Origin of the sequence: Streptomyces sp. NPDC051172 (assembly GCF_040682555.1) — a bacterium.
Classification (GTDB): Bacteria; Actinomycetota; Actinomycetes; order Streptomycetales; family Streptomycetaceae; genus Streptomyces.
The window spans coordinates 43,019-56,652 of the sequence record NZ_JBFBBE010000056.1 but is presented as its reverse complement, the minus strand read 5'-3'; the positions used below and the strand labels follow the sequence as shown (position 1 = coordinate 56,652).

The following is a 13,634-nucleotide window of genomic DNA, read 5'->3' as shown; positions in this document are numbered from 1 at the left end:
CCCGCCGCCCCCCCTCGGCGCCCCCGCACCGCCGCCGCCGCCGCCGCCGCCCCCCCGGCGCCGGAGGTGGCGACCCCTAGTCGTACGCGCAAGGCGGCCGCAGCCGCCGAGGCCGCTGTCGACACGGAGGCCAAGCCGCGCCGCACCCGCAAGACGGCCGCCGCCGCGGAGACCACCGAGGCCAAGCCTCGGCGTACCCGCAAGGCCGCCGCCGTGGCCGAGATCCCGGCGCAGGCCGCCGAGGAGCCCGAGGCCAAGCCGCGCACCCGTGCCCGCAAGGCCGCGGTACCCGCCGAGGCCGCTGCCGAGGCGAAGCCCAGGGTGCGTCGCACGCGGAAGGCCACGGCCGCCGCGGAGCCCGCGGAGAGCTGATCGCCCACCCACCGACGGCCCGGTCCCCCACCTCACGGGAGGGGCCGGGCCGTCGGCCTGTGTGCCTACGGCTGGATGCCGCAGCCCGTCACCGTCCCCGACACCCGAGGCGGATAACCTCACCCCATGAGCAGGCCCCCGACCTTCACCCCGCCCCCCGGCGCCCGCGCGTACTCGCTGCGCACCGCGCGCGGAGAGTTCGCCGTCGTCGACGCGCCCGTGGCGGACGGCGTCGCCGCCAGGGGAACCGCGCTGCTGCTGCCCGGGTTCACCGGCAGCAAGGAGGACTACAACCCGCTGCACGAGCCGCTCGCGGCCCGCGGTTACCGGACCGTCGCGGTGGACGGGCGGGGGCAGTACGAGTCCGACGGCCCCGAGACCGACGAATCGGCCTACGCCCAGGGCGAGTTGGCGCAGGACGTGCTCGCCCAGGCCGCCGCCCTCGGCACCCCCGTGCACCTCGTCGGCCACTCCCTCGGCGGACAGATCGCACGAGCCGCGGTCCTGCTGGACCACACCCCCTTCCTGTCGCTCACCCTCATGGCCTCCGGCCCCGCCCAGATCTCCGGCTCCCAGCAGGAGCGCGTGAAGCTGCTCCGCGACGCCCTTGCGGTGATGAGCATGGCCGAGGTGTGGGAGGCGATCCAGGCCATGGAGCCGCCGGAGGAGACCGAGACCGGCGAGTCCGGGGAACTGGACGGCGGCCTCGACGACCAGGACGACCTGCGCCGCCGCTGGCTCGGCAACAAACCGGCCCAACTCATCGCGACGGGCCGCCAGTTGTGCGTGGAACCGGACCGCGTGGCCGAGCTGACCGCCGTACCGCTGCCGTTCCACGTCCTGTCGGGTTCCAGCGACGACACCTGGCCGGTGCCCCTCCTCGACGACATGGCGCTGCGCCTGCACGCGCACCGCACCATCGTCGAGGGCGCCGAACACTCCCCCAACACCGACCGGCCCCTCGACACGGCTCGCGCCTTCGCGGACTTCTGGGACCGTACGCGGGCCCGCCCGTAGGCGCCGTCGCTAGTACTGCCCCTGCAGATGCTCCCAGAACCCGTCCCGCAGCGCGCGCCGCAGGTCCGCCTGGCCGCGCAGGGAGTACTGCAGCAGTCCCTCCGCCTCCACCAGCAGGTCCTGGTCCACCGAGCCCGGCAGATAGGGGTGGCCGGGCAGCAGCTCCGCCAGGGAGTCGCGGCCCCGCGCGGCCAGCCACTTCGCCGCGATCTGCGCGCCGACGAAGCGGACGTCGTCACGACCGGGCCGGGCGGTGGTGGCCTCGTAGGCGGCCCCGGTGCGCCGGGAGACGTACGGCTTGAAGAAGTCGAGGTCGAGGGTGCGCTGGCTGTCGACCTCCCAGAGCAGGGGCTCCGCCTGGTTGCGGCCCTCGGGGGCCTCGATGCCCCACAGGTGGACGCGCGCCCCGTACCCCTGCGCCGCCTCGACCGCCGACACCAGGTCCTCGTCGCCGCCCAGCAGTGCCGCGTCACTGATCGCCCGGTGTCTGGCCAGTGACTCCAGGTCCGTCCTGATCAGCGAGTCGACGCCCTTCTGCTGGTTGTTGGCGTTCAGGTTGCCCAGCCGGACCTTCACATCGGGAAGTTCGGCGATCGACTGCTGCTCGGCGGTGTGGATGCGGCGGCGCGCGCCGTCGTACCAGTAGACGCGGAGCAGCCGGCTGTCCGCGAAGATCGTGCGGGCCCGGTCGATGAGCGCCTCGATCAGGCCCTCGGCGTCCAGGTCGAAGGCGCGACGGTCCTCCGTCCCCGCCACCAGCCGGCCGGCGGCTGCATACAGGTACCCCGCGTCGACGAAGATCGCATGGGTCGAGGGCGTCTTCGCCACCTCGGCGAGCATGCGCTGCAGCAGCTCGTTCGTGCGGTCGATGCGGGCGCTGAGGGCCGCGAGGTCGTCGTTCATCGCCTCCCATTGTCCTGGCGGTCACGCTGCGAACACAACTGGTCCCGGTCGGTCTCCTCCGCCTCCTTGCAGTTCCTTACCGCCGAGTAGTTAGACGTTCGAAAAATTTCCTTAGCGTAGGGAATGTTTGTAACACGCAGCCCGTTGACTACGACGTACACAGCGCGACGAAGGGAGAGGCCAATGCGCTTCGAAATCATGCGACTCGACGAGGTCGACGGCACGACCGTGGACAGCACAGTCGTGGACGCCGCCTCCGTCAACCGGATCGTTCAGCAGGCGGCGGCCATCGGGCAGCGCCTCTGGATCCGTCCGGCCGAGGACTCGGCCGCATAACACCGACGCGAAGACGTAACGACGAAGACGCGGATCACCGCAGCAGCTTCAGAGCCCTCGTACGGCATCGACGCCGTACGGGGGCTCTGCGCTTGCCCGGCGCTCTGCGGGGCTCAGGCGCCCTTGATCACTTGCGTGATGCCGTTGATGATCTGCTGCACGGCGATCGCGGAGAGCATCATGCCCGCGAGCCGCGTCACCAGGACCACGCCCCCGTCCTTGATGACCCGGATGATCAGCAGCGAATACCGCATCACCAGCCACAGCACGACATGGATGGCGAGGATCGCCATCCACACCGACATCTGTGTGGCGACGCTGTCGGCCTTCTGGACGGCGAGGATGACGGACACGATGGCACCGGGGCCGGCCAGCAGCGGCATGCCCAGCGGTACGAGCGCCACATTGACGTCCTTGGTCTGCTTCGGCTCGTCGGTCTTGCCGGTCAGCAGGTCGAGGGCGATGAGCAGGAGCAGCAGCCCGCCCGCGATCATCAGCGCCGGCACGGAGACATGCAGGTAGTTGAGGATCTGGTGCCCGAGCAGCCCGAAGACGGTGATCACACCGCCCGCCACGCACACGGCCTGGAAGGCCATCCGCTTCTGGACCTTGCCGGGGCGCCCGGCGGTCAGCGCGAGGAAGATCGGAGTGATCCCGGGGGGATCCATGATGACAAAAAGGGTCAGGAACAGGGAGCCGAAGACGGCGACGTCGAACATGGGTGAGCTACACGCCTTGCAGGAAAAGGTGATGGACGGAAACGGGATTGCGGAGGGGTTCCTCAGGCTCCGCCGGTCCCCGGCACCGGGAACGCCCCGGTCGCCCGTCGCGTGATCTCCCCGTAGACCTCGGGGTCCGTGACGTACTCGCCGAGCACGCAGGTCTTCCGGCTGCCGTGGTAGTCGCTGGACCCGGTGGTCAGCAGCCCCAGTTCCTTGGCCAGCCCGCGCAGCCGCGCCCTGGTCTCCTCGTCGTGGTCCATGTGGTCGACCTCGATGCCGTCGAGCCCGGCGGCGGCCATCTCGGCGATCGCGGACTCCGGCACCGTACGGCCGCGCTTGCGGGCGCCCGGGTGCGCGAAGACGGTGACCCCGCCCGCAGCCTTGACCAGCCGGATCGCCTCGAAGGGATCCGTCTCGTGCTTCTCGACGAAGGCCCGCCCGCCGTCGGCCAGCCAGTCCTCGGTGAACGCGTCACTCACCGTCGGGACGACGCCGAGCTCGACGAGCGCGGTCGCGACATGCGGCCGCCCGACGGAACCGCCCCCGGCGATCCGCTCGACCTGCTCCCAGGTGACCGGCACACCCAGCCCGTTCAGCTTGGCGACCATGCCCTTGGCCCGCGGCACCCGGTCGTCCCGCACCAGCTCCCGCTCGGCCAGCAGCGCCGGCTCCTCGGGATCGAAGAGGTAGGCGAGCATGTGCATGGAGACACCGTCGACACGACAGGACAACTCGGCACCGGTGACCAGCGTGAGCCCCACCGGCACCGCGGCGATCGCCTCGGCGTACCCGCGAGTGCTGTCGTGATCGGTCAACGCCACCACCTCCAGCCCGGCCGCGGCAGCATTCCGCACCAGCTCAGCCGGGGAGTCCGTACCGTCGGAAGCAGTGGAGTGGGCGTGCAGATCGATACGCACTACGCAGACTCCAAGCGGTGACGGAACAGAAGCGGACGCTCAAGGATAACCGGATTTTCACGGGTCCCCTGTCATACCCGTAACCGCTAAGCGCCCCCTACCTGTACCGCCGGCAAGGGGCGCGGGGCTGTGCCGATTTGCGGCTCCGCCGCGTGGGCGCGATCAACCACCGACAAGCCGCAGACGCCGAACAACCCTGCACCCCACCCCGGTGGGCGCTACGGCTCGAGCAAGCGCGGCGACAACGCCCCGCAGGGCACCAGCTCGACCTCCGCCCCCGCATCCCGCAAATCCGTCAGCACCAGCTCGTCATACATCAGCAACCCCGACTGCTCGGGCCACACCACCGCCCACAGCCACAGCCCCCGCGCCTCGCCCGCGAACACCGCCCGGTCGTCGGGGCTGCCGGCGACATGCCACAGCGGGGTGGGCCGCCCGCCGGCCAGCACCTTCGCCTGAGGGGGCTTCTCGACGTTCATGTACGGCCCCGGGTCCGGACCGTCGATCCCCGCGTACCGCGCGCCGAGCCCGACCCCGAGCTCCTCGGCGACCAGGATCAGCTCCCCCATGCCACCGAGCGGCCCCGGGCCCGAGCAGGCCACAGCGGTGGCACGGCCGCCATGGCGGTCGTCACCCGCACAGGCCACGCCCGTGAACAGCCAGCCGATCGGCAGCGGCCACGGCATCCACACCGGCACCTGCGTGCGATGCACCACCACGCTGAGGGCCTCGACGCTGGGCGGGATCACGGGCTGCAGCGGATGCACGGTGCCGTGCACATCGCACTGCCAGGTGTCGGAGAAGAGACCGGGAGCCCTGACCCGGCCACCACACTTCGGGCAACTGGGTTCGCCCCTCATAGGGCCCCACGGTCCTACCCCCGCTCCGCCACGTCAAGGACGATCACCCGTCCGGACGGAACCCTTCACCGGAACCCTCACCACCGGTTCGGGATGTGCTGTGTCGCGGCCTTTGCCAACCGACCGGTTCCGGCCGTGTGTTGGTGAGCTTGCTCACTCGGCGTTCAGTCCAGCGGGACGGACCCGCGGGACGGATCCCTCAGGTCCGTGCCGTTCGTCAGCCACCGCTCCTGGAGGGCCTGGGCGCCGTGCACGCGCTTCCATGCGGCCTCGTTCGGCGTCATGGGCAGCAGGGGCAGGAAGCGCACCGGATCGAGGGGCTCGTCGAGATCGAGGTCCTCGACCAGGCCGCCCGGCTCGGCGACCAGGACGGAACTGAACGGGGCACCGGGCCACAGGGGTTCGCCGACGTCCAGTGAGGCACCCGGCGCCACGATCACGCCCTCGACCTGCGGGGACGCGGCGAGTACGGCGAGCGGGCGCAGCGCCTTGTCGGTGTCGGCGAGGCCGCCGCGCACCGAGAGGATCAGCTCCGCGCGCGGGCCCTTGACCGGGTCGGCGAGCACCCCGGTGGGGTCGCTCATCGGCTGTGCGGACATGCCGAGGGTGGCGTAGCGGACGATGCCGCCGTCCCCGGAGTCGCCCCGGAAACGCAGTACCTCGATGCGGTCCGTGCCCAGGAACGTGACCGCCGCGCGCGCGTCCGGTTCGCCCAGCGCGCTGCGCAACCGGGCCTCGACCAGCGGAAGAACATCAACCATGCGGCGAGCATAGAACTCGTCAGCACCGGGCAAAGCTGCGCCTTGACAGTTTGGGCGACTGATACTCTGGCCCGGTCGTTCGGGCAGCACGCAGAGGCGTCGCGATCGAGTCCCGACGCCGATTGAGACTCCCTTACGAGGGACCGGCCGGAGGAGGTGGGGCTGTCATGGATCGAAGTCACCCGTGCAGTACCACTCGCTCTTCCCGCCGCTGATACAGCTGATCCGGCTCCGGCTGACCGCCGCCTTTCACGCTCACGTCCTCATGCGGAAGAGCACTTCGTTTTGCCTGATCTGTCTGATCTGAATCAGTAACGAAGCTCGCCACCGCGATGGTGCGGTGCTCCCCGCTTTGTGGACGTGCCAAACACACGAAGTCAGGACGTCCCCATTCCGGGCAGTTCCATCCGTCGTCGGCGCCTTGCGTTGCCTGTCACGAAGGAGCCAGCCATGTCGATGATCCGTGACCTCCGCGCCGCGGTCCGGCCGTCCCGCATCTCCCTGCGCAAGGACACCGGCGTGTACGACACGACGCGCGACCCCTCGACGCCGTCCGCGGTCGTCGACTGCGCCGTCTACCGCGACGGGGCCCGCGTCGACACCGGCGAGCCGATGACCCCGCACGAGGCGATGCGCCTGGTGCGCCGCGACGGGGGCTTCGTGTGGATCGGGATGCACGAGCCGACCGAGGCCGAATTCGCCGGTGTCGCCCGCGAGTTCGGGCTGCACCCGCTGGCCGTCGAGGACGCCGTCCAGGCCCACCAGCGGCCCAAGCTGGAGCGGTACGACGACTCCCTGTTCACCGTCTTCAAGACCATCCACTACGTGGAGCACGACCAGCTGACCGCCAACAGCGAGGTCGTGGAGACCGGCGAGGTCATGTGCTTCACCGGGCGGGACTTCTTCATCACCGTCCGGCACGGCGGCCAGGGCTCGCTGCGGGCGCTGCGGCACCGGCTGCAGGACGACCCCGAGCTGCTCGCCAAGGGCCCCTCGGCGGTGCTGCACGCGATCGCCGACCATGTCGTCGACGGCTATGTCGCGGTCGCCGACGCCGTCCAGGACGACATCGACGAGGTGGAGACCGAGGTGTTCTCGCCGGGGCGCCGTGGCGGTGTCTCGCGCGGTGTGGACTCGGCGCGGATCTACCAGCTCAAGCGCGAGGTGCTGGAGTTCAAGCGGGCGGTGGCGCCGCTGCTGCGTCCCATGCAGCTGCTGAGCGAGCGGCCGATGCGGCTGGTCGACCCCGACATCCAGAAGTACTTCCGGGACGTCGCCGACCACCTCGCCCGGGTCCAGGAGCAGGTCATCGGCTTCGACGAGCTGCTCAACTCGATCCTCCAGGCCAACCTCGCGCAGGCGTCCGTCGCACAGAACGAGGACATGCGGAAGATCACCGCCTGGGCCGCGATCATCGCCGTACCGACGATGGTGACCGGTGTGTACGGCATGAACTTCGACTACATGCCGGAACTGCACTGGAAGTACGGCTACCCCCTGGTGCTGAGCCTCACGGTCACCATGTGTGTGGGCATCCACCGGGTGCTCAAGCGCAACGGCTGGCTGTGAGGCGCCTCGATAGGCTTGGCTCATGACAAGCGAGCTGCTCGACCAGGCCCTCGTCGAGGAGGCCACCAAGAAGTCCGGCCTCATCTGGGTCAGGGGTGCCGGTACCGCGGCCCGTGCGCTGTGGCATGTGTGGCACGAGGGTGCGGTGTGCCTGGTCGGCGACGGGCCCGGGGAGCAGCCGCTGCCGGGGCTGGCCGACGGCGGCTCTGCCGAGGTGACCGTGCGCAGCAAGGACAAGGGCGGGCGGCTGGTGACGTTCGCGGCGACCGTGTCCGAGCTGCCGTCCGGCTCCGCGGAATGGGAGGCGGCCGTCGCCGAGCTGAAGGGCAAGCGCCTGAACGCCCCCGACGGTGAGGCGATGACGGGCCGTTGGGCCCGTGAGTGCAGGGTGCTCCGCCTGGAGCCTGCGGGGGTGTCGGGCCCTCTGCCCGACGGCAGCCTGGCTCAGGCGCCGCTGCCGTCGCCGGCCACGACCCGTCAGCCGATCCCTGCGGGGTTGCCGCGGCTGCTCTTCCGGAAGCGCCGGCGCTGAGCGCTCCGCGGGAGTGCCGCCGTCTGATGTCTGCGGGTCCGTTGCGGCTTGGCGCGCCCACGGGCGGAGCCGCATATCGATACAGCCCCGCGTCCCTTCGGGGGCGCGGTTACGACGTCGGGAGTTTCCTGCCGTAGTCGACCGTCTCGTCCTTCTTCGGCTCGGTGAGGGGGAAGTCCTGTCCCCAGGAGGAGAAGGTGAGGGTGCCGGCGCCTCCTGCGCGTTCCAGGCGGAGGGGGTACGGGGTGCCCTCCAGGGAGACGTCCAGGGTTCCGCCGGAGCCCTTGTCGGCGGTGATGCGGATGGTGCGGGTGCCCGCCTGCTCGTGGTGACCGTCCGTGGCGAGCGCGCCGTGCAGCGTCAGCAGACCGTCGAGCAGGACGTCCTTGTCCGTGAACCCGCTGAACTTCTTGTACGAGGGGTCGCCCTGCGGCACCTTCACATACTTGCCGTCGAGCGTGCCCCCGGCCGACGCGTTGCCGTCCGCGTGGTTCCAGAACTCCGCGCCGGCCTTCAGATACAGCTGCTCGCCGATCCGCAGCAGCCCGAAGGCCACCCCCTTGGAGGTGACCGAGCCGCTGCCGCCGCCGGACTTCAGCCGCATGTCGAGGGTGTACGTCCGCCCGTTGGTCACCACGGTTCCGGCGAGCCGTACCGCTTCGGCGGATTCGGCCGCCGCCCTGGTCTTCGACTGGATCTTGTCGGCCGGCAGCTTGCCGACGCCGTTGGTGCCCGCGTCGGGGTCCTCGCTGCATCCCGCAAGCAGCCCCGTCCCCGCCACCACCAGCGCGCACACCGTGCTCACCAGCGAGGTCCGACGGGTTCGGCCGAGGGCAATCGCAGTCACAGGCGGGGCTGCCTTTCAGTCGGGGGACGTGGGGCAGGGCCCCAGCAGCGTACGGCAGAGTAACGGGTGCCCCAGCGGCCGAACGGAGCCGGTGCGTCCGGACCTCCCGCCGGGGCGGTGCCGATGGGTACGGGCTAGCCTGAAGCCCATCCGAGCGGGCAATTCGGAAAAGATGCACAGCAGCGACACGCAGCACTGGACACCCGTACGCAAAGGAGGCGCAGCCATGGCAGCGGGCGCGCCCCGGATCTTCGTCTCGCACCTCGCCGACGTCGCGGCCTTCGATCCCAACGGCGACCAGGTGGGCCGTGTGCGCGATCTGGTCGTCATGCTGCGCGTCGGGCGACGGCCCCCGCGGGTGCTCGGGCTGGTCGTCGAACTGCCCAGCCGGCGCCGCATCTTCCTGCCCATGACCCGGATCACCAGCATCGAGTCCGGCCAGGTCATCACCACCGGCGTGCTCAACGTCCGCCGCTTCGAACAGCGCCCCACCGAGCGCCTCGTCTTCGGCGAACTCCTCGACCGGCGCGTCACGCTCGCCGAGACGGGTGAGGAAGTCACCGTCCTCGATGTGTCGGTGCAGCAGCTCCCGGCCCGCCGGGACTGGGAGGTCGACCGTGTCTTCGTCCGCAAGGGCAAGAAGGGCGGCGCCTTCCGGCGGGCCAAGGGCGAGACGCTCACCGTCGAGTGGTCGGCCGTCACCGGCTTCTCCCTCGAGGAGCACGGGCAGGGCGCCGAGAGCCTGCTCGCCACCTTCGAGCAGCTGCGCCCGGCCGACCTGGCGAACGTCCTGCACCACCTCTCCGCCAAGCGTCGCGCCGAGGTGGCCGCCGCCCTCGACGACGACCGCCTGGCCGACGTACTGGAAGAGCTCCCCGAGGACGACCAGATCGAGATCCTCGGCAAGCTGAAGGAGGAGCGGGCCGCCGACGTCCTGGAGGCCATGGACCCGGACGATGCGGCCGACCTGCTCTCCGAGCTCCCCGAGGAGGACAAGGAGCGGCTGCTGAGCCTGATGCAGCCCTCCGACGCGGCCGACATGCGGCGCCTTATGTCGTACGAGGAGCACACCGCTGGCGGTCTGATGACGACCGAGCCGATCGTGCTGCGGCCCGACGCCACCGTCGCCGACGCCCTCGCGCGCGTGCGCAACCGCGACCTGTCGCCCGCTCTCGCCGCGCAGGTCTACGTCTGCCGCCCGCCCGACGAGACTCCGACCGGCAAGTACCTCGGCACGGTCCACTTCCAGCGGCTGCTGCGCGACCCGCCGTACACGCTGGTCAGCTCGATCATCGATGACGATCTGCAGCCCCTGGACCCCAACGACGCGCTGCCCCTGGTGGCCGGGTTCTTCGCGGCGTACGACATGGTCGCGGCACCCGTCGTCGACGAGGCCGGGTCGCTGCTCGGTGCGGTGACCGTGGACGACGTACTGGACCACATGCTGCCCGAGGACTGGCGGGAGACCGAGTTCCACCTGGAGGACGACGAGGGGGCGGCCCCGCATGCCTCCTGAGCGCGAGAGCGGCCGCGAGCGCATCCCGGCGGGTGCGACGGCGACCACGCGCACACGTCCCCGTCTCGACCAGCCGCGGCCGCCGCGCCGCCGGTTCCTGCCCGAGTGGGACCCGGAGGCCTTCGGACGGCTCTCGGAGCGCATCGCGCGCTTCCTGGGCACCGGGCGGTTCATCGTCTGGATGACGGTCGTCATCATCGCGTGGGTGCTGTGGAACGTCTTTGCGCCGCGCGAGCTGCGCTTCGACAACTACCCGTTCATCTTCCTGACCCTGATGCTGTCGCTGCAGGCCTCCTACGCGGCTCCGCTGATCCTGCTCGCGCAGAACCGGCAGGACGACCGGGACCGGGTCAACCTCGAACAGGACCGCAAGCAGAACGAGCGCTCCATCGCCGACACCGAGTATCTGACCCGCGAGATCGCCGCCCTGCGCATCGGCCTCGGCGAGGTCGCCACCCGCGACTGGATCCGCTCCGAGCTGCAGGACCTGGTCAAGGAGCTGGAGGGACGGCAGGACGGCCACCACGAACGTGCCGTATTCCCGGCAGAACGGTCGCGCGGACGTGACGTAGACGACCGCTGACGGGCTTTCCGGGGCCAGGCTACCGAGCCGTACCATCGTTCCTATGGCTAGCGAAGACGCGGTGCGCGAGGCACTGGCGACGGTGAACGACCCCGAGATCAACCGGCCCATCACCGAGCTCGGGATGGTGAAGTCGGTGGAGATCGGTGCGGACGGGGCGGTCGCGGTCTCCGTGTACCTGACCGTCTCCGGCTGCCCGATGCGCGAGACGATCACGCAGCGCGTGACCGAGGCGGTCTCCCGGGTCGACGGCGTCACCCGCGTCGAGGTCACGCTCGACGTCATGAGCGACGAGCAGCGCAAGGAGCTGGCGGCCGCGCTGCGCGGCGGTACGGCCGAGCGCGAGGTGCCCTTCGCCAAGCCGGGCTCGCTGACCCGTGTGTACGCGGTCGCGTCCGGCAAGGGCGGAGTCGGCAAGTCCTCGGTGACGGTGAACCTGGCGGCGGCGATGGCCGCCGACGGCCTCAAGGTGGGTGTCGTCGACGCCGACATCTACGGGCACTCGGTGCCGCGCATGCTGGGTGCGGACGGGCGTCCCACCCAGGTCGAGAACATGATCATGCCGCCGTCGGCCAACGGCGTGAAGGTCATCTCGATCGGCATGTTCACGCCGGGCAACGCGCCGGTGGTGTGGCGCGGCCCGATGCTCCACCGCGCGCTGCAGCAGTTCCTGGCGGACGTGTACTGGGGCGACCTGGACGTCCTGCTCCTCGACCTCCCGCCGGGCACGGGCGACATCGCCATCTCGGTCGCCCAGCTGGTCCCGAACGCCGAGATCCTGGTCGTGACGACCCCGCAGCAGGCGGCCGCCGAGGTCGCCGAGCGGGCCGGCTCCATCGCCGTGCAGACCCACCAGAAGATCGTCGGCGTGGTCGAGAACATGTCCGGACTGCCCTGTCCGCACTGCGGCGAGATGGTCGACGTCTTCGGCACGGGCGGCGGCCAGACGGTCGCGGACGGCCTGACCCGCACGACCGGCGCGACCGTCCCGGTCCTCGGCGCCATCCCGATCGACGTCCGCCTCCGCGAGGGCGGCGACGAGGGCAAGCCGGTGGTCCTGACCGACCCCGACTCCCCGGCGGGCGCGGCCCTGCGGGGCATCGCGGGCAAGCTGGGCGGCCGCCAGCGCGGCCTTTCGGGCCTGTCGCTGGGGATCACCCCGAAGAACAAGTTCTAGGGCTCCTACGGCTCAGAGGGCGCTGTCCGGCTGGACAGCGCCCCCTGAGCCGTATCCCCGACTAGGCGTACGTGCCGATGTCCTTGATCATGGCGAAGCCCAGGCCGTAAGCGCTCATGCCTCTCCCGTACGCCCCCAGGTGCACCCCTTGCTGCGTGGAACCCGCGAGGACCCAGCCGAACTCGGACTCGCGGTAGTGGAACGGCGTCGGGACGCCGTCCACCGGCAGCGACAGCGTCGACCAGTCCGGACCGGCCAGGTCGTCCGCGAGGGCCCAGGCGGTCTCGGTCTGCTGCTCCAGCCAGTCGTCACGCAGGGAGTGGTCCATCTGCCCCGGCCAGGTGAAGGACAGCAGCCCCACACCCGCGAGCCAGGCCGCCGAGGACACCGAGGTGGCCTCCAGGAGCCCCGTGCCGTCCGCGCTGCGCCGCACGGGGTTGGCGGCGACCGTGACGACGACCGCGAACTTCTCCTTGGGCTCTCCGGCCGTCCCGACCGCGTACTCGTTCTTCACGGAGGGCTCGTCGCCGTGCCCGATCGAACCGTGTTCGACAGCGTCGTCGGCCGCCGTCCCGACCTGCATCAGCCAGCGCGGGCCCGTGAAGGCCTCGTCGAGGCCGTACCACGGGAAGGGCGCCAGCAGGTAGCCGTCGACCGTGCGCCGGGCGGAGGGCAGCTGTTCCTGGCCCTCCGCGGCCGGCGCCTGCGCGACCGCCTGACTCGTCGTCTCCATGTGCCCGGACGCCTCCTCGTTCTCGTCGGACCGGAGCGGCCCGCCCCCCTTCGGGCGGCGTTACTCCTCGAAGTACGGTCCGCACAACAACTCGGCAGCATAGCCACCCCGCTCAGGACAGCACGGAAACCGCCCGGCGCGTGGGTCGCGCAGAGGACGGGTTTCAGGCCGTGCAGAGGCGCCGTGGACTATGAAACGCGTCACGTAGGGCGCGGGTACGGCGCAGGGGATCAGCCGGGGCGTACGGCTCAGGTGGCGTCCGAGTCGAACGGCGGGCGGTCGTCTTCCTCGGGCTTCTTCGTCATGTCGACGCGGCCGCCGGTGGAACCGGAGGAAGAGGGTGACGAGGAGGAAGAGGGGGACGAGGAGGACGGCGCTTCGGTGCCGTGGACGGCGTCCGTGACCTCGGCCATCTCCTTCTTCAGGTCGAAGCCGTTGCGGATCTCCTTGAGCCCCAGTTCGTCGTTGTCCAGGTGCTTGCGGACGAACGTCTTGGGGTTGAGGTCCTCGAACTCGAAGTCCTTGAACTCCGGGCCCAGTTCGCTGCGGATGTCCTGCTTCGCGCTCTCCGAGAACTCACGGATCTTGCGGATCGTCCGTGTGACGTCCTGGATGAACTTCGGGAGCTTGTCCGGACCGAAGACGAGCACGGCAAGGACAACGAGCGTCACCAGCTCGAGCGGTCCTATGTCATTGAACACCTGAAGCTCCTTGCGATGTCCTCGGTCCTCGGCCCTCGGTGGTCTGTGCGGGTCTTCCGTGGTCCGGGCCGGCTCCACGGTACCCGGC

Annotated in this window: 15 protein-coding genes and 1 pseudogene; 8 read left to right on the top strand and 8 right to left on the bottom strand. The window is 70.5% G+C overall.

Annotated elements, in window-relative coordinates; translation table 11 throughout:
- Together AB0N07_RS29535 and AB0N07_RS29530 are read left to right on the top strand one after the other, a co-directional pair.
- Positions 1 to 372 (top strand): annotated as a pseudogene (locus AB0N07_RS29535) (DEAD/DEAH box helicase); the annotation flags it as partial.
- A 126-nt stretch (positions 373 to 498) separates the two neighbouring features.
- Complete coding sequence (locus AB0N07_RS29530) at positions 499 to 1,389, top strand: alpha/beta hydrolase (protein ID WP_365840179.1); 891 nt, start codon at positions 499 to 501, stop codon at positions 1,387 to 1,389.
- A gap of 9 nt (positions 1,390 to 1,398) precedes the next feature.
- Here the strand turns inward: AB0N07_RS29530 and AB0N07_RS29525 are convergent, their stop codons facing one another.
- Complete coding sequence (locus AB0N07_RS29525; RefSeq protein WP_365840177.1) at positions 1,399 to 2,292, bottom strand: NYN domain-containing protein; 894 nt, start codon at positions 2,290 to 2,292, stop codon at positions 1,399 to 1,401.
- Between the two features lie 183 nt (positions 2,293 to 2,475).
- Between AB0N07_RS29525 and AB0N07_RS29520 the strand changes: the two genes are divergently transcribed.
- Positions 2,476 to 2,628, top strand: a complete 153-nt coding sequence (locus tag AB0N07_RS29520; protein ID WP_344405444.1) for a hypothetical protein — start codon at positions 2,476 to 2,478, stop codon at positions 2,626 to 2,628.
- Positions 2,629 to 2,741: 113 nt separating this feature from the next.
- Here AB0N07_RS29520 and AB0N07_RS29515 read toward each other — a convergent pair whose 3' ends face one another.
- The 4 genes from AB0N07_RS29515 to AB0N07_RS29500 all read right to left on the bottom strand — a co-directional run bounded on the left by AB0N07_RS29515 (position 2,742) and on the right by AB0N07_RS29500 (position 5,888).
- Positions 2,742 to 3,347, bottom strand: a complete 606-nt coding sequence (locus AB0N07_RS29515) for a MarC family protein (RefSeq protein WP_030929230.1) — start codon at positions 3,345 to 3,347, stop codon at positions 2,742 to 2,744.
- Positions 3,348 to 3,409: 62 nt separating this feature from the next.
- Positions 3,410 to 4,267 (bottom strand): PHP domain-containing protein, encoded by an 858-nt coding sequence (locus AB0N07_RS29510; RefSeq protein WP_365840174.1) that lies wholly within the window; start codon positions 4,265 to 4,267, stop codon positions 3,410 to 3,412.
- Positions 4,268 to 4,485: 218 nt separating this feature from the next.
- Positions 4,486 to 5,127, bottom strand: a complete 642-nt coding sequence (locus tag AB0N07_RS29505; RefSeq protein ID WP_365840172.1) for a DUF6758 family protein — start codon at positions 5,125 to 5,127, stop codon at positions 4,486 to 4,488.
- 164 nt (positions 5,128 to 5,291) lie between these two features.
- A complete protein-coding gene (locus AB0N07_RS29500; protein WP_365840170.1) occupies positions 5,292 to 5,888 on the bottom strand; it encodes a suppressor of fused domain protein in 597 nt (198 codons plus the stop codon).
- 450 nt (positions 5,889 to 6,338) lie between these two features.
- Here AB0N07_RS29500 and AB0N07_RS29495 point away from each other — a divergent pair, with 450 nt between their 5' ends.
- Positions 6,339 to 7,457, top strand: a complete 1,119-nt coding sequence (locus tag AB0N07_RS29495) for a magnesium and cobalt transport protein CorA (protein ID WP_365840168.1) — start codon at positions 6,339 to 6,341, stop codon at positions 7,455 to 7,457.
- Positions 7,458 to 7,479: 22 nt separating this feature from the next.
- Entirely contained in the window at positions 7,480 to 7,989 is a 510-nt protein-coding gene (locus AB0N07_RS29490) for a hypothetical protein (protein WP_365840166.1), read from the top strand.
- Between the two features lie 109 nt (positions 7,990 to 8,098).
- Here the strand turns inward: AB0N07_RS29490 and AB0N07_RS29485 are convergent, their stop codons facing one another.
- On the bottom strand, positions 8,099 to 8,836 hold the full coding sequence (locus AB0N07_RS29485; RefSeq protein ID WP_365840164.1) for a hypothetical protein: 738 nt from the start codon (positions 8,834 to 8,836) through the stop codon (positions 8,099 to 8,101).
- Positions 8,837 to 9,062: 226 nt separating this feature from the next.
- On the opposite strand from AB0N07_RS29485, the gene AB0N07_RS29480 reads away from it, so the two are divergent.
- The 3 genes from AB0N07_RS29480 to AB0N07_RS29470 are packed head-to-tail and all read left to right on the top strand — an operon-like array spanning position 9,063 to position 12,112.
- A complete protein-coding gene (locus AB0N07_RS29480) occupies positions 9,063 to 10,352 on the top strand; it encodes a CBS domain-containing protein (RefSeq protein WP_365840162.1) in 1,290 nt (429 codons plus the stop codon).
- A complete protein-coding gene (locus tag AB0N07_RS29475) occupies positions 10,342 to 10,935 on the top strand; it encodes a DUF1003 domain-containing protein (RefSeq protein WP_365840160.1) in 594 nt (197 codons plus the stop codon). Before AB0N07_RS29480 ends, AB0N07_RS29475 begins: the two co-directional genes overlap by 11 nt.
- Before the next feature lie 43 nt (positions 10,936 to 10,978).
- The gene (locus AB0N07_RS29470; RefSeq protein WP_365840158.1) at positions 10,979 to 12,112 is read left to right on the top strand and encodes an Mrp/NBP35 family ATP-binding protein; all 1,134 of its coding nucleotides are present in this window, start codon (positions 10,979 to 10,981) and stop codon (positions 12,110 to 12,112) included.
- Positions 12,113 to 12,173: 61 nt separating this feature from the next.
- On the opposite strand, the gene AB0N07_RS29465 is transcribed toward AB0N07_RS29470, so the two are convergent.
- Positions 12,174 to 12,845, bottom strand: coding sequence for a hypothetical protein (locus tag AB0N07_RS29465; protein WP_365840156.1), 672 nt, complete (start codon positions 12,843 to 12,845; stop codon positions 12,174 to 12,176).
- Between the two features lie 248 nt (positions 12,846 to 13,093).
- Positions 13,094 to 13,546 (bottom strand): sec-independent translocase, encoded by a 453-nt coding sequence (locus tag AB0N07_RS29460; protein WP_365840154.1) that lies wholly within the window; start codon positions 13,544 to 13,546, stop codon positions 13,094 to 13,096.
- Positions 13,547 to 13,634: the final 88 nt, after the last annotated feature.